The organism is Pararobbsia alpina (assembly GCF_965118125.1).
Classification (GTDB): domain Bacteria; phylum Pseudomonadota; class Gammaproteobacteria; order Burkholderiales; family Burkholderiaceae; genus Pararobbsia; species Pararobbsia alpina_A.
In genome coordinates, this window is record NZ_OZ221287.1 from 2671592 (window position 1) to 2687114 (window position 15523).

The window sequence follows — 15523 nt, forward strand, 5'->3', positions numbered from 1 at the left end:
TCTGTGCCAGGAGCTGCGCAAATGTCACGCCCGCCCGATTGCGCCGCAAACGCCGCACGCGCCGCCCTCTTGCGAAAACGGGCCTTTCGGCCCGTTCGCGCTCAATCAACATCAATCGACGTGATAGTTCGGCGCTTCCTTCGTGATCTGAACGTCGTGCACGTGCGATTCGCGCATGCCGGCGGTCGTGATCTCCACAAAGCCCGACTTCTCGTGGAATTCGTCGATCGTGCTGCAACCGCAGTAGCCCATGCTCGCGCGCACACCGCCCGTGAGCTGGAACAGAATCGCGTTGACGCTGCCCTTGTAAGCGACGCGGCCTTCGATGCCTTCCGGCACGAGCTTGTCGATATTCGCCGAGTTGTCCTGGAAATAGCGGTCTGCTGCGCCGTCCTTCATCGCGCCGACCGATCCCATGCCGCGATATGCCTTGTACGTGCGGCCCTGGAACAGGAACTCTTCGCCCGGCGCTTCTTCGGTGCCGGCGAACATGCTACCCATCATGACGGTGTCCGCACCGGCGGCGAGCGCCTTCGCGACGTCGCCCGAGAAGCGGATGCCACCGTCGCCGACGCACGGCACGCCCGTGCCCTTGAGCGCTTCCGACACATTGGCAATCGCGGTGATCTGCGGCACGCCCACGCCTGCGACGATCCGCGTCGTGCAGATGGAGCCCGGGCCGATACCGATCTTGACGCCGTCGGCGCCATACTCGACCAGTGCACGCGCCGCATCCGCGGTCGCGATGTTGCCGCCGATCACATCGACTTGCGGGAAGTGCTTCTTGACCCAGCGAACGCGCTCCAGCACGCCCTGGCTGTGACCGTGTGCCGTATCGACGACGATCACGTCGACGCCGGCCTTGACCAGCAGTTCGACGCGTTCTTCATTGTCGGGACCGACACCGACGGCGGCGCCCACGCGCAGCTTGCCGTGCTGGTCCTTGGCGGCCAGCGGATGTTCGGTCGCCTTGAGAATGTCCTTGACCGTGATGAGGCCGCGCAGCTCGAACGCGTCGTTGACGACGAGCACGCGCTCGAGGCGGTGATGATGCATCAGCGCCTTCGCGTCGGCGAGCGGCGTGCCTTCCTTGACGGTGATCAGGCGCTCGCGCGGCGTCATGATCGCGCGCACCGTCTCGTCGAGACGGGCTTCAAAGCGCAGGTCGCGGTTCGTCACGATCCCGATGAGTTGCGGGCCTTCGACGACCGGGAAACCGGAAATGCCATGCTGTTGCGACAGTTCGATGACGTCACGAACCTTCATATGCGCGGGCACCGTGATCGGATCGCGCAAAACGCCGGACTCGAAACGCTTGACCTTCGCGACTTCGCGCGCCTGGTCGGCCGGGGTGAGGTTCTTGTGGACGATGCCGATACCACCTTGCTGCGCCATCGCGATCGCCAGGCGACCTTCGGTGACGGTGTCCATGGCGGCGGACACGAGGGGAATATTCAGCGAGATATTGCGAGAGAGGCGGGTTTTGAGGCTGGTGTCACGCGGGAGGACACTGGAGAACGCGGGCACGAGCAGCACATCATCGAACGTGAGTGCTTTTTGGATAAGACGCATAGCAAATCCTATAGGCGCAAAAGCGGATTATACGCGAAGTCTTCCGATTCGTTGGTGTGCCCCACTCGCGCGGCAGGTTTTACCTCCGGGTTTGCAGAATTTCACAAGACAGACATCTGCGCCGCCCCCTACTCTGTACCTTCTTCAACGACAGACACGCAGACGAAGGAGCACGCAGCATGCAGCGCGGAGTGATTTACGGGATTCTGGCCGGCGCACTCTGGGGCACGGTTTTCCTGGCCCCACGGCTGCTTGCGGACTTCTCGCCCTGGCTGTTGTCGGCGGGCCGCTACATGATGTACGGCGCCGTCTCGCTGCTCGCTTTCGTGCCGATCGCCCGCAACGTATGGCCCAAGCTCACGCTCGGCGACGCTTTGACGTTGTTCCGCCTGGCCCTGACCGGGAACCTCGTCTACTACGTCTTCCTTGCGCAGGCGGTGCATCGGGTCGGGATCGCCCCCACCTCGCTGATCATCGGGGTGTTGCCGGTGACCGTGACACTGGCCGGCCGCCGCGATCACGGCGCCGTGCCGCTGGCGAGGCTTGTTTTGCCGCTTGGCCTCGTGCTGGCCGGCATCGCATGCATCAATATCGATGTGTTTTTCGGTGCAGGAGGTGCGCAAGCTGCAGGCGTGGCGGCCGATACGGGCCTGGGGTCGCAGATTGTCGGGGTGCTGTGCGCAGTCGGCGCGCTGCTCAGCTGGACCTGGTTCGCCGTCGAAAACGCACGCTATCTGCAGCGCAATCCGCGCTTCACCGGGCACGAGTGGTCGACGCTGTGGGGCATCGCGACCGGACTGCTGGGCCTTGCCCTGTTTCTGATTGTCGTGGCGCTGCCGTCGGGCACGGTCCAGCCGCCGACGCCCGACGCGCGCTGGCACGCGTTCTGGGTGCTGAACCTGATTCTCGCGATCGGCGCATCGTGGCTTGGCAACGGGCTCTGGAACGCCGCCGCGAAACGGCTGCCGCTGACGCTGTCGGGCCAGATGATCGTCTTTGAGACCCTGTTTGCGCTCGTGTACGGCTTCGTCTATGACGGCCGGATGCCGCGTGGCCTTGAATTCGCAGCGATTGCGCTGCTGGTGATCGGCGTGAGCTGGTCCGTACGGCTGCATTCGCTCGATGACCCGATGCCGCATCGAATCGAAGACGAAGCCGAGATCTCGACGCATTAAATGAACACCATGACTCCGCAAGCTGCCGCTCCTTTACATCCCGGCGCCTCGGCGCCGCCCGTACCCTCGCCTCGCTCGGCCTTTGTCGCCGGCATGCGAGACACGATTCCCATGCTCGTCGGCGCGGCGCCGTTCGGCATCATCTTTGGCGCGCTCGTCATGACGTTGCCCGGCCACGACCTCGGCCCGTGGCTCGGACAGCTGATGTCGCTGATCGTGTTTGCGGGTTCGAGTCAGTTTATCGCGGTCGGCCTCGTCGCGAGCCACGCCGCGCTCGCCGTGATCTGGTTCACGACATTGATCGTGAACGGACGCCACCTGCTGTATGCCGCAGCCCTGTCGGCGCGCCTGTCGCATCTGCCGCTGCGCTGGCGCGCGGGGCTCGGATTGCTGCTGGTCGACGAGACCTTCGCGGTCGCGGTCGCTTATGAGCAGACGCATCCGGGATCGCCTGTCGCTCACTGGCATTTTCTCGGCTCCGGCCTTGCGATGTACCTGAACTGGCAGCTCTTTACCGCGATCGGCCTGCTGTTCGGCGCCGCGTTCCCGGGCTTGCAGTCGCTCGGACTCGATTTCGCGATGGTGGCGACGTTTATCGCGATCGTGATGCCCCAGGTCCGGGTCGCGCGCTTTGCCGCCGCGGCGCTGACGGCGGGTGCCCTCGCCTATTTCTGGCGTCACCTGCCGTACCAGCTCGGCTTGCTCGCAGCCGTCCTCGCGGGCGTCGCCGTCGGCACCGTGCTGACCATCTGGCAACAACGCAAGGAGGCGCGATGAGCACCGCTCAGGGCATCCTGATGATCGTCGGCATGGCGATCGTGACTTATCTGGTCAAGGCTTCGGTGTTGATCCTCGGCGATCGCGCGCGATTTGCGCCGATCGTGCGTACGGCGCTGGGTTTTGTACCCGTGACCGTGCTCACGGCGATCATTGTCCCGATCGTGATCGCCCCGCATCACGGCGATGCCGAACTGACGTGGCGCAATCCGCAGCTGGTCGCCGCCATCGGCACCGCCATCGTCGGATTCACGACGCGGCACGCGCTGGCGACCATTGCGTTTGGCCTGGCGCTGTTTTTCGCGTGGCAGTTCTGGGTGATCTGAGGCCGTTAGCTTGAACCACTAGCTTGGGCGCTGCGAGTCTTGAGGCCGCTGACCGCTGGCCGCGAGTTTGCGTCCGTCAGCCTGGACGGTTAGCGTCGGCGCTCTTTCGCGACCCAGCGGCGCCCTTCTACGGACGTGGTGCGAGTTTTCTCGACGCGACGCTGGCGGGCGAGCTTCGGATCGACGATCAGGGCGCGGTAGATTTCGACACGATCGCCCGGCGATACCACCGTATCGAGCGTGGCGATTTTGCCGAATACGCCGACGGCCAGCGTGGTCAGATCGATGTCCGGATGGGTCGCGATGATGCCCGAGCGTTCGATCGCCTGCCGGATCGTCGTGCCCGACTCGACCTCGATCGGCACCAGCGTCTGCCGATCGGGCAACGCGTAGCAAATTTCGATCAGGACGCGCCCGGTCATATTGCCCGAGCCCTCAGCATCGGCATAAGCTACGGGATCACTTGGCATAGCGCGTATTCGCTCGCTTGACGAACGACTCGACGAACGTGTTGGCGATGTGGCTGAACACGGGACCGATGAGCTTCTCGAGGATGATGCTCGAAAACTCATAGTGCAGTGCGAATTCGATCTTGCATGCGTCGGCGCGCAAAGGCGTGAACACCCAGAATCCGGTGAACTTCTTGAAAGGACCGTCTGCGAACTCCATATCGATACGACTCGGGCGCGTTTGCTTGTTACGCGTGGCGAAATGCTGCTTGATGCCCTTGAAGTTGATATCGATGCGTGCCTCGACGCCGTTTTCGCTCTGATGGCGAATATCGACGCCGCCGCACCACGGTAGAAAGTTCGGATAGTCGGCCACATCGGTGACCAGATCGAACATCTCTTCCGCCGAGTGCCGGATCAGGACCGTTTTTTGTACGTCTGCCATATCAGGAATGCGCGTCAACGTGACGCATGCGCGTGCCAACAAAGCGTCGTTCACCCGTACGCCGCTTTGCTAAAATCGCGATTTTATCAGGCCCGACTCCATGAGCATTGTCGATAACAAAAAGGCCTTCTTCGATTACTTCATCGAAGAACGCCATGAAGCCGGCCTCGTGCTCGAAGGGTGGGAGGTCAAGGCCATTCGCGCGGGGCGCTCGCAAATCAAGGAAGCGTACGTCGTCATCAATGGCGCCGAAATCTTCCTGATTGGAGCACATATCAGCCCGCTTCTCAGCGCGTCGACGCATATCAAGCCCGACCCGCTGCGCACGCGCAAACTGCTGTTGCACGCCGAAGAGATCAGCAAGCTGATCGGCAAGGTCGAACAACGCGGTTATACGCTCGTGCCGTTAAACCTTCACTACACGAAGGGTCGCGTCAAATGTGAGATCGGCCTCGCCAAGGGCAAGAAGCTCCACGACAAGCGCGATACCGAGAAGCAGCGCGACTGGCAGCGCGAGCGCGCGCAACTGATGAAGACGGCGCGCTGAGCGCGCGCCGCCCGGGGGCGTTATTTACCGATACGGCTTGGCTTCGCTACCGGCAGCTGTACCGCCGGTAGGGCCTCCGGCATTCGGCCCACCCTGCTTGACGATCGTCAGTGCCGACGCAATCATCGAGCTCATGTCGCTCATGTTCGCCGGCACGATCAGGGTGTTGCCGGTCTTTGCCAGGCCGCCGAAGGCATTCACATATTGCTCGGCGACCTTGAGGTTGACCGCTTCCATACCGCCGGCGGACTGGATCGACAGCGCGATCTTCTGAATCGCCTGGGCATTGGCTTCGGCAACCGCAAGGATGGCGGACGCCTCGCCTTGCGCCTTGTTGATCGCAGCCTGCCGCTCGCCCTCGGATTTCTGGATCGCTGCCTCGCGCGCGCCCGCCGCGAGATTGATCTGCTCCTGGCGACGCCCTTCCGACGCGGCAATCAGTGCACGCTTTTCGCGTTCCGCCGTGATCTGCGACTGCATCGCATGCAGAATTTCCTTGGGCGGCGTCAAATCCTTGATCTCATACCGCAGGACCTTGACGCCCCAGTTCTGCGCGGCCTCATCCAGCGCCGTGACAATGCTGTGGTTGATCACATCACGCTCTTCGAACGTCTTGTCGAGCTCGAGCTTGCCGATGACCGAACGCAGCGTGGTCTGCGCGAGCTGCGTGATCGCGAGCAGATAGTTGCTCGTGCCGTACGACGCCTTCATCGGATCGGTCACCTGGAAATACAGGACACCGTCGACCTGAAGCTGCGTGTTGTCGCGCGTGATACAGACCTGGCTCGGCACTTCGAGCGGCACTTCCTTGAGGGTGTGCTTATAGGCAATCCGGTCGACGAACGGCAACACGATCGTCAGCCCCGGGGCCAGCACGGCATGAAAGCGCCCTAACCGTTCAAGCACGAACGCATGCTGTTGGGGCACGATCTTCACGGTCTGGATGACCAGCCCCACCACCACGACGAACAACACAACAAAAATAATCCCCGAATCGATCATAGGTACTCCCCGTTTTTATTCAGATGGATTCTCGAACCACAAGCCGGCTGCCGCGCAGCGCGACGACCTGAAAGCGTCCCGCGTGCGGCGTCTCGCCCGGTGCCAGTTCAACATCCCACTCCGCGCCGCGATACACCGCGCGCGCGACACCGTCTCGCCAGCTCGCAATATCGAGGGTGGCGCCGATGTCGAGATTGATATCAGGATTGTGCTGAGGATCGATACGCACAAAACGCGCATTTCGCGCACGACGCAGTCCATAGACGGCCAGCGCGGCGACCACTGCGGCGAGCGCCCATTGCACCTCGAGCGATCCACCCGCGAGCCGGACGAGGCCCGCTGCGACGCAACCGCACGCCACCATCAGCAGATAAAACGTGCCGGTGGCAAGCTCGCCGAGCAACAACGCGCCCGCGGCAATCCACCACATTCCGCTCACCCAGTGCATGCCGTCCCCGCGTATTCGATTGATGTGCCGGTTTTATAGCACAACGCTCCGACCCCGAGCGATTGTCCGGCCCGTCCCTGGCCTATAAGACTAAGACGTCGCATCGCCCCGATGAGTTCGCGATAAAAAAACCGCCACCCGTTGCCGGGTCGCGGTTTTCAGTGCTATCGACAATCCATCCGTCGACAATCCATCCGTCGATAGTCTTAAGCCGTCATCAGGCCGACTTTGCGAGCGCCTGCCACGTGTCGATGACCGAGTCAGGGTTCAACGAGATCGACTCGATGCCTTCATCGGCGAGCCACTGTGCAAAATCCGGATGATCCGACGGGCCCTGACCGCAGATGCCGACGTACTTGTTCTGCTTCTTGCACTCGGCAATGGCGCGACTCAGCATGAAGCGCACCGCCGGATCGCGTTCGTCGAAGTCCACAGCGAGCAACTCCATGCCCGAGTCGCGGTCCAGACCCAGCGTCAGCTGCGTCAGGTCGTTCGAGCCAATCGAGAAGCCGTCGAAATGTTCGAGGAACTGCTCGGCGAGAATCGCGTTCGACGGCACCTCGCACATCATGATCAGGCGCAAACCATTCGTGCCGCGCTTGAGCCCGAACTTGTCGAGCAGCCCGACGACGCGCTGTGCCTGGCCGACCGTACGTACGAACGGCACCATGATCTCGACGTTCGTCAGGCCCATGTCTTCACGCACGCGACGCAGTGCGATGCACTCCATCTCGAACGCGGCCGCGAAATCCTCGGCGATATACCGCGATGCGCCACGGAAACCGAGCATCGGATTCTCTTCGTCCGGCTCGAACCGCGAACCGCCGATCAGCTTCTTGTACTCGTTCGACTTGAAGTCGGACAAACGCACGATGACGGGCTTCGGGTAAAACGCCGCGGCGATCGTCGCGATGCCTTCAGCGAGCTTGTCGACATAGAACGCGCGCGGCGAAGCATGCCCGCGTGCCACGCTCTCGACCGCCTTCTTGAGATCCGGATCAACATTCGGATACTCGAGAATCGCGCGCGGATGCACGCCGATATTGTTGTTGATGATGAACTCGAGTCGCGCGAGGCCGACACCCGCATTCGGCAGCTGGCTGAAATCGAACGCCAGTTGCGGATTGCCGATGTTCATCATGATCTTGACCGGCGGCGGCGGCAGCTCGCCGCGCTGCACTTCCGTCACTTCGGTTTCGATCAGGCCGTCGTAGATCTTGCCTTCATCGCCTTCGACGCACGACACGGTCACGAGCGAACCGTCCTTCAACGTATCGGTCGCATCGCCGCAACCCACCACGGCGGGCACACCGAGCTCGCGCGCGATAATCGCGGCGTGGCATGTCCGCCCGCCACGGTTCGTCACGATCGCGGACGCGCGCTTCATCACGGGTTCCCAGTTCGGATCCGTCATGTCGGCAACCAGCACGTCACCGGGCTGCACGCGCTCCATCTCCGACGGGTCACGAATCACGCGCACCGGACCGGCGCCGACCTTCTGGCCGATTGCACGGCCCGTCGTCAGCAGCGGCGCGCTGCCGCGCAGCTTGTAACGGTGCTCGGACTTGCCGTTGGCCTGGCTCTTGACCGTTTCAGGGCGTGCCTGAAGGATATAGAGCTTGCCGTCGCGGCCGTCCTTGCCCCATTCGATGTCCATCGGGCGCTGGTAGTGCTTTTCGATGATGACCGCGTACTTCGCGAGTTCGATCACATCGTCGTCGTTCAGCGAATAGCGATTGCGCAGCTCCGGAGCGACATCGAGTGTCTTCACGCGACCGGCTTCGCCAGGCTTTGTGAATTCCATCTTGATGAGCTTCGAGCCGATCGTTCGGCGAATGATCGGATACTTGCCCTGCTCGAGCGTGGGCTTGAAGACGTAGAACTCGTCAGGATTCACGGCGCCCTGGACGACGGTTTCCCCGAGTCCATAGCTCGACGTGATGAACACGGCATCCTTGAAGCCGGTTTCGGTATCGAGCGTGAACATGACGCCCGCCGAACCGACGTCCGAGCGCACCATGCGCTGAACCCCGGCTGACAAGGCCACTTCAGCATGCGTGAAGCCCTTGTGGACGCGATAGGAGATTGCGCGATCGTTATACAACGACGCGAACACATGCTTCATGCGATCGAGCACCTGATCGATGCCGACCACATTCAGATAGCTCTCCTGTTGACCCGCGAACGATGCGTCGGGCAGATCCTCGGCGGTCGCCGACGAGCGCACGGCAAACGACAACTCGGCAGGCGATTCGGCCTCGAGTCGTTTGAAGTGCTCACGGATCTCCTGTTCGAGCCGAGCCTGCAACGGCGCGTCGACGATCCATTGACGGATCTCCGCACCGGCTTCGGCGAGGGCCTTCACATCGTCGATATTCAGCGAATCGAGCCGCTTGGCGATCCGCTCGGTCAGGTCGTTGGCGTGGAGAAAGTCACGAAACGCGAGCGCAGTGGTCGCGAACCCGCCCGGCACCCGAACTCCGGCGCCAGCGAGCTGACTGATCATTTCCCCGAGTGATGCGTTCTTGCCCCCTACGACTTCGACGTCGTTCATACGCAAGTTTTCGAACGGAACTACGTAAGCGCCGTCGTGTTCTGCGTGGTTCATAAAAGCCCCTAACAGTGTAGAAAAAACACGGTTACGCGATTGGGGCTTTGCAAGCGTCGCGCTACAAAGCGCAGCGGCTGCACCGCACAACCTGTCGGATAAGCCATCGTTTGTGCAGAGCTTCGATACGCCGTCAAGTCACGGACAACGAACCGTTCCACCGCGTGGACACGGCGTCGAACGCCCTGTCCCCACAATTGCTTATCCCACAGGTTTGCCGCTATTCTAACCACAGATAGGTGGATTGCGCGTACGGCATTGTCACAATTCAGTGCTTGCCAGAGCAGCACGCGTGCCACATCCCGGTTTTCCACACATAACGAGCCTCCATGCCGCCGACCGTATTTATCGTCTCGGACGGGACCGGCATCACTGCCGAAACGTTTGCGCACTCGATCCTCTCCCAATTTGACCTTAAGTTCCGGCTAGTTCGCGTGCCGTTTGTCGACTCTTACGACAAGGCCTACGCAACCGCCGAAAAAATCAATGCGGCGGCGCTACAGGAACAGCGTCGCCCGATTGTCTTCACGACGCTTGTCGATTCCGGCTCGAACGAGATCCTCAAGGGCACGCAGGCCCTGGTGATGGACATGTTCCAGAGCTTTATCCAGCCACTCGAGCTCGAGCTTGAAGCCAAGTCGAACCATGCGATGGGTCGCGGGCACGGCAATGCGGATACCGAGGAATACAAGAACCGGATCGAGGCGATCAATTTCTCGCTTGCGCACGATGACGGGCAGTCGAACCGCAGCCTTGCAGAAGCCGACGTGATCCTGTGCGGCGTCTCGCGCAGCGGCAAGACGCCGACGAGTCTGTATCTGGCGATGCAGCACAGCGTGAAGGCCGCCAACTATCCGTTGATCCCGGAAGACTTCGAACGCGGCAAGCTGCCGACCGCGCTGCTCGAACATCGCAACAAGTTGTTCGGACTCACGATCGATCCGGTGCGCCTGTCCGAGATTCGCAACGAACGACGCCCTGGCAGCAAGTACGCCGCGCCCGAAAACTGCCGCTACGAGGTCAACGAAGCCGAAGCGATGATGCGTCGCGAAGGCATCAAGTGGCTGTCTTCGACGCACAAGTCGATCGAGGAAATCGCGACGACCGTGCTTCAGGAAATCAAGCTCGATCGTCCTCCGTATTGATCGAAGCGCATTGAACACGAGCGGCCATGAATCAGCTTGAAGCCATGCGCATCTTTGCGAAGATCGTCGATGCCGGCAGCTTTGCGGCTGCCGCGCGTTCGCTCGATCTCTCGAAAGCCGTCGTGACGCGCCAGGTCGCGATGCTCGAAGCCCATCTCAATACCCGGCTGCTCAATCGCACGACGCGCAAGCTGTCGCTGACCGAGGCCGGCGAAACCTATCTCGAAACCTGCCGCTCGCTTGTCGAACAACTCGACGACGTCGAAGCGCAGATTTCGAATGCCGCTCGCGAGCCGGTCGGCACCTTGCGCATTGCCTCGTCGGCGTCGTTCGGGCTTGCCGCGGGCACGTTGCTGTTCACGGAATTCCGCAAGCGCTATCCGAAGGTCAACCTACGCGTCGTGCTGCTCGATCGTATGGTTGACCTTGTTGAGGAAGGGTTCGACGTGGGCATCATGACGCACGGCATGGTGCAGAGTGATTCGCTGATCCGGCGCCCGCTGATGGGCGGCGACGTCTGGATCGTTGCATCGCCCGCCTATCTCGCCGAACACGGCACCCCTGAGACACCGCTCGATTTGCTCGGTCACCCTTTCGTCGGCCTCAACGGGTGGACGTCGTCGCACAACTATGACATCGAGAATGCGCAGGGCGAATCCGAAACGTTGACGCTGCGGCCCGTCTATGAGGTCAATAACGCGATGATGGTGCGCGATGCGGCGATCTCGGGCATCGGATTTTCGATCGTCGTCAGCGCACTCGCGCAACCGGCGCTCGACTCAGGCGAGGTTGTCAGGCTGCTTGCCGATCACAAAATCACGAACATCCCCGTCGGCGTCTCGCTTGTGTATCCGGGGCGGCAACATATCTCGGCGAAGACACGCGCGTTTATCGACTTCACCGTCGATTACTGCCGTGAGCAGTTTGGATTTGTCTGAGAGCGGTGTGCGGGACGCGCGTCGTCGCGCGACGGATCGGCTGGGCACAGCGGCCAGCCTGTGAACACCACTGGGGCGTACGTCGTCCCGGCTGGCGAATCCCCAAGCACCGAATTTGAATCCGAGTGCCTAAGCGCGCATCACGCGCCGTTGACGTCCTTGCTCGAATAAGCAAATCGCTGCCGCAGCGGCGACGTTCAGTGACTCCATGCCACCCGGCTGCGGGATCGTGACCCGCGTATGCGACGCATCTCGCCAGGCGGCTGAAACACCCGCCCCTTCGTTGCCGAAGACCCACGCCACCGATCCGCGCAGATCGACTTCATCGATGGGCTTCGCACCATGCGAATCGGTCAGTGCAACCGGCACGCGCAATCGTGCGAGCAGATCCGCAGGCTCCGCGTGCTCGTGAATGGCAAGGTGCCAATGGGCGCCCATGCCCGAACGCAAGACCTTCGACGACCAAGCGTAAGCCGTGCCCGTGACGCAGAACACGTCTCGCACGCCGGCTGCGGCCGCGCTGCGCAAAATCGAACCCACATTGCCCGCATCCTGAAGACCATCGAGCACGACGCAGTCGGCTTCGATCGCATCGGGCATCTGCGGCTCTTCACGATCGATCAGGAGCAGTAAGCCTACCCCGGTCACCACCGTTGACACTTGCTTGAACAGCGCATCGGGCAGCATCGTGACGCGCGCATCGTCGATCCGGCGCAGCACAGCTTGCGCCTCATCGTCCTCAAGTGCGCTTTCGCTCACTACACATTGATGCGGCGCGCGATTCGAATCGAGGAACGCGGCGGCGAGGTGAATGCCTTCGGCGAGCACATACTCGGCCCGTCGCTGCTGAGACGTCGAAGCCGCCATCGCATGGAGCCGTTTGACGAGCGCGTTATCGCGCGAGGTCACGACCTTCATGCGACATCCACCTGAACAGGCACGAACGATCCCCCGCGCAACAACACGGTGCCCTTGATCGCCACATCATCGGTCAGCGCCCTTGCCACCGTATATTCGCGCGCCGTGATACCGAACGCACCGCACGCAACACGGACAGGCTGGAACGAATGACGATGATGAATGGTCGGTCCGTGAAGGCGCAAAGCAGCCATATGCTGGGGCGTGCTATAGCCCGAATGCACGTTGAAGCCATATTCAGGGTGCTCGGCATGCAGGTCGACGAGCATGCGATCACGCGTGACCTTCGCCAGAATCGATGCGGCCGAGATCAGAGGCACCGTGGCATCCCCGCCGATCACGGCTTCGCTACGCATCGGCAGCACCGGACAGCGATTGCCGTCCACCTTGACCAGACCTGGCGCAACCGCGAGCCCAAGCACGGCACGCTGCATCGCGAGCATGGTCGCGTGGAGGATATTGATGCTGTCGATCTCTTCGACCGACGCTGACGCGACGCAGTACGCAAGCGCACGCGACACGATCTTCTCGTAGAGTTCTTCACGCCGTGCCGGCGTGAGCGCCTTCGAATCAGCCAGTCCGCGAATCGCAGGCTTGGTCGCGTCAAAGATAACGGCAGCGGCCACCACGGGGCCCGCGAGCGGGCCGCGGCCCACTTCGTCGACGCCACACAGCAGCGCGGTCGGATCTTCGAAGTCGAGCATAACCTGCGCGGTCGCGCCGGCGCGAGTACGCGGCGGCATCAGCGGCCACTCCGCTTCGGATGATCCGCAATGACCTGCGCGATCGCGGCTGCGGCCGTGTCAGCGGTATTGCGACGCAGACTTTCGTGCATTCGCGTAAATTCCTCGATCAACGCAGCGCGATGCGTTTCGTTCGTGAGCTGCTCGATCATTGCATCAGCGAGCGTCTCGGGTGTCGCATTTTCCTGCAGCAGTTCGGGCACCAGCGACTTGTGCGCCAGGATGTTCGGCAGCCCGACCCATGGCAGATAACCCTGCCGCCGCATGATCTGCCCGGTCAGCCAGGGCACCTTGTACGAAATGACCATCGGCTTCTTGTACAAGGCGGCCTCGAGCGTCGACGTCCCGCTCTTGATCAGCATGGCGTCCGATGCTTCGAGCACGCCGTGCGAATCGCCGTCCGTGATCGTCAGCGGCAATTGCGGGTACTGCGCGACAAGCGGCTGCAGCAGTTCACGCACGACAGGCGAAGCGGCCGGCAACAGAAATCTTACGCCGGGTTCGCGCGTATGGATCAACTGCATGGCAGCAAAGAACAACGGGCCGATCAGCGCGATCTCCGAGCGGCGCGAGCCGGGCATCACGCCCATGATCTTGCCGTCAACGGGCACGCCGAGACGCCGACGCGCCGCGACAGGATCGGGCGTCATCGGAATCGTGTCGGCAAGCGGGTGACCGACGTACGTCGTCGGCACATTCGCCTTCGCGTAGATCTCCGGTTCGAACGGAAACACGCAGAGCATGTGATCCACCGAGCGAGCGATCTTCGTGATGCGCCCGCCTCGCCACGCCCAGATCGACGGGCTCACGAAATGAATCGTCGGAATGCCGGCTTTGCGCAGCGGCTCTTCAAGACCGAAGTTGAAATCGGGCGCGTCGACGCCGACGAACGCCGTTGGCGGATCGTCGAGCAAGCGGCGCTTGAGCGCGTTGCGGATACCGAGAATCTCGGGAATATGGCGGAGTGCTTCGACGTAGCCGCGGACCGACAGCTTGTCCATCGGCCACTGTGCGTCGAAACCCTGGGCCGCCATGCGCGGCCCGCCGATACCGTAGTAACGCGTATCGGCCGGCAGATGCCGGTGCAAGCCGCCGAGCAGCGACCCGGCGAGCAGGTCGCCGGACGCTTCGCCGGCGACCATCGCAAGTCGCGTCGACATGGTGTGGCTCAGCGGATGATGCCGCGCTTGGAAGCGTCGACGAAATCAGTCAGCAATTTGACCGGCGCGTCGCCGTCACCGCCCTGCGTTTCGAGTTCGCGCAATTGAGCCTTCGCTTCCTCGACCGTCAGGCCGTTCTTGTAGAGCACGCGATACGCGGTGCGCAACGTCGAGATGGCTTCGGCCGAGAAGCCGCGCCGGCGCAGCCCTTCGACATTGATGCCATGCGGCTCGGCCTTGTTGCCCGCTGCGATCACATACGGCGGAATATCCTGCACGAGCGCGGACGCGCCGCCAAGCATCGCATGCGCGCCGATGCGCACGAACTGGTGCACGCCCGACATGCCGCCGATGATCGCGTGATCGTCGATCTGCACGTGCCCGGCAAGCTGCGCATTCGACGACATCACGATATTGCTGCCGAGATAGCAATCATGGCCGACGTGCACGTAGGCCATGATCCAGTTGTCATTGCCGATCGTCGTGACGCCGCGATCCTGCACGGTGCCCGTATGCAGCGTCGTGAACTCGCGAATCATGTTGCGGTCGCCGATCACAAGCTGCGTCGGCTCACCGCGATACTTCATGTCCTGCGGACGACCGCCGATCGATGCGTAATGACCGATGACATTGTCTTCGCCGATCGTCGTGTGGCCTTCGACCACCGTGTGGGAGCCGATTTTCGTACCCGCGCCGATCGTCACGTTCGCGCCGATGATCGCGTAGGGTGCGACCTCGACCGACTCGTGAAGCTGCGCGCCGGGCTCGATAATGGCCGTCGCGTGAATTTTCGTCATTTCGCAGCGCCCTCGCCGCCCTGGATGACCGTGCACATGAGATCCGCTTCGGCAGCCAGCACGCCGTCGACTTCCGCATGGGCCTTGAACTTCCAGATATGCCGCATGCGGCGCTCAAATGTGACGTTCAGAATCAATTGATCGCCCGGCTCGACGACACGCTTGAACCGTGCGCCATCGATGCCCGCGAAGTAGTAGAGCGTATTTTCGTCGTGACGTTCCTCAGTGAACGTCAGCAGCGCCGCCGTCTGGGCGAGCGCTTCGAGAATCAGCACGCCCGGCATGACCGGACGCTTCGGAAAATGGCCCTGAAAATACGGCTCGTTGATCGACACGTTCTTGAGCGCCTTGATGCGCTTGTGCGGTTCGATCTCGACCACGCGGTCCACGAGCAGAATCGGATACCGATGCGGCAGCAGCTCGAGGATTTTGTGGATGTCCAGGGTAATCGGCGTTTGACTCATATTGTTTGA

General features: G+C 62.0%; 17 protein-coding genes. 6 read left to right on the plus strand and 11 right to left on the minus strand.

The genetic code is table 11. The features are described from left to right. Window positions 1-111: 111 nt before the first annotated feature. The gene (guaB, locus tag ACMFWR_RS11580) at window positions 112-1572 is read right to left on the minus strand and encodes an IMP dehydrogenase (RefSeq protein WP_413191814.1); all 1461 of its coding nucleotides are present in this window, start codon (window positions 1570-1572) and stop codon (window positions 112-114) included. 179 nt (window positions 1573-1751) lie between these two features. Here guaB and ACMFWR_RS11585 point away from each other — a divergent pair, with 179 nt between their 5' ends. From ACMFWR_RS11585 to ACMFWR_RS11595, 3 genes are all read left to right on the plus strand, one after another. Next, the gene (locus ACMFWR_RS11585) at window positions 1752-2747 is read left to right on the plus strand and encodes a DMT family transporter (protein WP_413191815.1); all 996 of its coding nucleotides are present in this window, start codon (window positions 1752-1754) and stop codon (window positions 2745-2747) included. 93 nt (window positions 2748-2840) lie between these two features. Further along, window positions 2841-3524: an AzlC family ABC transporter permease gene (locus tag ACMFWR_RS11590; RefSeq protein WP_413194861.1), complete on the plus strand. Its 684-nt coding sequence runs from the start codon at window positions 2841-2843 to the stop codon at window positions 3522-3524. Next, window positions 3521-3850 (plus strand): AzlD domain-containing protein, encoded by a 330-nt coding sequence (locus ACMFWR_RS11595; RefSeq protein ID WP_413191816.1) that lies wholly within the window; start codon window positions 3521-3523, stop codon window positions 3848-3850. Before ACMFWR_RS11590 ends, ACMFWR_RS11595 begins: the two co-directional genes overlap by 4 nt. A gap of 89 nt (window positions 3851-3939) precedes the next feature. On the opposite strand, the gene ACMFWR_RS11600 is transcribed toward ACMFWR_RS11595, so the two are convergent. After that, entirely contained in the window at window positions 3940-4272 is a 333-nt protein-coding gene (locus ACMFWR_RS11600) for an RnfH family protein (RefSeq protein WP_413194862.1), read from the minus strand. A gap of 37 nt (window positions 4273-4309) precedes the next feature. After that, window positions 4310-4744, minus strand: a complete 435-nt coding sequence (locus ACMFWR_RS11605) for a type II toxin-antitoxin system RatA family toxin (RefSeq protein WP_413191817.1) — start codon at window positions 4742-4744, stop codon at window positions 4310-4312. A 100-nt stretch (window positions 4745-4844) separates the two neighbouring features. Here ACMFWR_RS11605 and smpB point away from each other — a divergent pair, with 100 nt between their 5' ends. Beyond that, window positions 4845-5291 carry an SsrA-binding protein SmpB gene (smpB, locus tag ACMFWR_RS11610; protein ID WP_413191818.1) on the plus strand — a complete coding sequence of 149 codons (447 nt, stop codon included), beginning with the start codon at window positions 4845-4847 and terminating at the stop codon, window positions 5289-5291. Between the two features lie 24 nt (window positions 5292-5315). Here the strand turns inward: smpB and ACMFWR_RS11615 are convergent, their stop codons facing one another. The 3 genes from ACMFWR_RS11615 to ppsA all read right to left on the minus strand — a co-directional run bounded on the left by ACMFWR_RS11615 (window position 5316) and on the right by ppsA (window position 9349). Beyond that, the gene (locus tag ACMFWR_RS11615) at window positions 5316-6290 is read right to left on the minus strand and encodes an SPFH domain-containing protein (protein ID WP_413194863.1); all 975 of its coding nucleotides are present in this window, start codon (window positions 6288-6290) and stop codon (window positions 5316-5318) included. A 22-nt stretch (window positions 6291-6312) separates the two neighbouring features. Then, complete coding sequence (locus tag ACMFWR_RS11620) at window positions 6313-6723, minus strand: NfeD family protein (RefSeq protein ID WP_413191819.1); 411 nt, start codon at window positions 6721-6723, stop codon at window positions 6313-6315. Window positions 6724-6958: 235 nt separating this feature from the next. Next, window positions 6959-9349 carry a phosphoenolpyruvate synthase gene (ppsA, locus tag ACMFWR_RS11625; protein ID WP_413191820.1) on the minus strand — a complete coding sequence of 797 codons (2391 nt, stop codon included), beginning with the start codon at window positions 9347-9349 and terminating at the stop codon, window positions 6959-6961. 329 nt (window positions 9350-9678) lie between these two features. Here ppsA and ACMFWR_RS11630 point away from each other — a divergent pair, with 329 nt between their 5' ends. Both ACMFWR_RS11630 and ACMFWR_RS11635 read left to right on the plus strand, forming a co-directional pair. Continuing rightward, window positions 9679-10494 (plus strand): pyruvate, water dikinase regulatory protein, encoded by an 816-nt coding sequence (locus ACMFWR_RS11630; protein ID WP_413191821.1) that lies wholly within the window; start codon window positions 9679-9681, stop codon window positions 10492-10494. 26 nt (window positions 10495-10520) lie between these two features. Then, complete coding sequence (locus ACMFWR_RS11635; RefSeq protein WP_413191822.1) at window positions 10521-11432, plus strand: LysR family transcriptional regulator; 912 nt, start codon at window positions 10521-10523, stop codon at window positions 11430-11432. Window positions 11433-11561: 129 nt separating this feature from the next. Here the strand turns inward: ACMFWR_RS11635 and ACMFWR_RS11640 are convergent, their stop codons facing one another. The 5 genes from ACMFWR_RS11640 to fabZ are packed head-to-tail and all read right to left on the minus strand — an operon-like array spanning window position 11562 to window position 15514. Then, window positions 11562-12350, minus strand: a complete 789-nt coding sequence (locus ACMFWR_RS11640) for a TrmH family RNA methyltransferase (protein WP_413191823.1) — start codon at window positions 12348-12350, stop codon at window positions 11562-11564. Continuing rightward, window positions 12347-13054: a ribonuclease HII gene (gene rnhB, locus ACMFWR_RS11645; protein ID WP_413194864.1), complete on the minus strand. Its 708-nt coding sequence runs from the start codon at window positions 13052-13054 to the stop codon at window positions 12347-12349. The genes ACMFWR_RS11640 and rnhB overlap by 4 nt, the downstream gene beginning before the upstream one ends. Before the next feature lie 38 nt (window positions 13055-13092). Continuing rightward, entirely contained in the window at window positions 13093-14253 is a 1161-nt protein-coding gene (lpxB, locus tag ACMFWR_RS11650; RefSeq protein WP_413191824.1) for a lipid-A-disaccharide synthase, read from the minus strand. Window positions 14254-14261: 8 nt separating this feature from the next. After that, entirely contained in the window at window positions 14262-15050 is a 789-nt protein-coding gene (gene lpxA / locus ACMFWR_RS11655; RefSeq protein WP_413191825.1) for an acyl-ACP--UDP-N-acetylglucosamine O-acyltransferase, read from the minus strand. Continuing rightward, on the minus strand, window positions 15047-15514 hold the full coding sequence (fabZ, locus tag ACMFWR_RS11660) for a 3-hydroxyacyl-ACP dehydratase FabZ (protein ID WP_413191826.1): 468 nt from the start codon (window positions 15512-15514) through the stop codon (window positions 15047-15049). The genes lpxA and fabZ overlap by 4 nt, the downstream gene beginning before the upstream one ends. Window positions 15515-15523: the final 9 nt, after the last annotated feature.

Excerpts from the sequence above, each read along its gene's own strand:
- guaB (WP_413191814.1), bottom strand. The coding sequence starts at position 1,572 with ATGCGTCTTATCCAAAAAGCACTCACGTTCGATGATGTGCTGCTCGTG.
- ACMFWR_RS11585 (WP_413191815.1), top strand. The coding sequence starts at position 1,752 with ATGCAGCGCGGAGTGATTTACGGGATTCTGGCCGGCGCACTCTGGGGC.
- ACMFWR_RS11590 (WP_413194861.1), top strand. The coding sequence starts at position 2,841 with ATGCGAGACACGATTCCCATGCTCGTCGGCGCGGCGCCGTTCGGCATC.
- ACMFWR_RS11595 (WP_413191816.1), top strand. The coding sequence starts at position 3,521 with ATGAGCACCGCTCAGGGCATCCTGATGATCGTCGGCATGGCGATCGTG.
- ACMFWR_RS11600 (WP_413194862.1), bottom strand. The coding sequence starts at position 4,272 with ATGACCGGGCGCGTCCTGATCGAAATTTGCTACGCGTTGCCCGATCGG.
- ACMFWR_RS11605 (WP_413191817.1), bottom strand. The coding sequence starts at position 4,744 with ATGGCAGACGTACAAAAAACGGTCCTGATCCGGCACTCGGCGGAAGAG.
- smpB (WP_413191818.1), top strand. The coding sequence starts at position 4,845 with ATGAGCATTGTCGATAACAAAAAGGCCTTCTTCGATTACTTCATCGAA.
- ACMFWR_RS11620 (WP_413191819.1), bottom strand. The coding sequence starts at position 6,723 with ATGTGGTGGATTGCCGCGGGCGCGTTGTTGCTCGGCGAGCTTGCCACC.
- ppsA (WP_413191820.1), bottom strand. The coding sequence starts at position 9,349 with ATGAACCACGCAGAACACGACGGCGCTTACGTAGTTCCGTTCGAAAAC.
- ACMFWR_RS11630 (WP_413191821.1), top strand. The coding sequence starts at position 9,679 with ATGCCGCCGACCGTATTTATCGTCTCGGACGGGACCGGCATCACTGCC.
- ACMFWR_RS11635 (WP_413191822.1), top strand. The coding sequence starts at position 10,521 with ATGAATCAGCTTGAAGCCATGCGCATCTTTGCGAAGATCGTCGATGCC.
- ACMFWR_RS11640 (WP_413191823.1), bottom strand. The coding sequence starts at position 12,350 with ATGAAGGTCGTGACCTCGCGCGATAACGCGCTCGTCAAACGGCTCCAT.
- rnhB (WP_413194864.1), bottom strand. The coding sequence starts at position 13,054 with ATGCTCGACTTCGAAGATCCGACCGCGCTGCTGTGTGGCGTCGACGAA.
- lpxB (WP_413191824.1), bottom strand. The coding sequence starts at position 14,253 with ATGTCGACGCGACTTGCGATGGTCGCCGGCGAAGCGTCCGGCGACCTG.
- lpxA (WP_413191825.1), bottom strand. The coding sequence starts at position 15,050 with ATGACGAAAATTCACGCGACGGCCATTATCGAGCCCGGCGCGCAGCTT.
- fabZ (WP_413191826.1), bottom strand. The coding sequence starts at position 15,514 with ATGAGTCAAACGCCGATTACCCTGGACATCCACAAAATCCTCGAGCTG.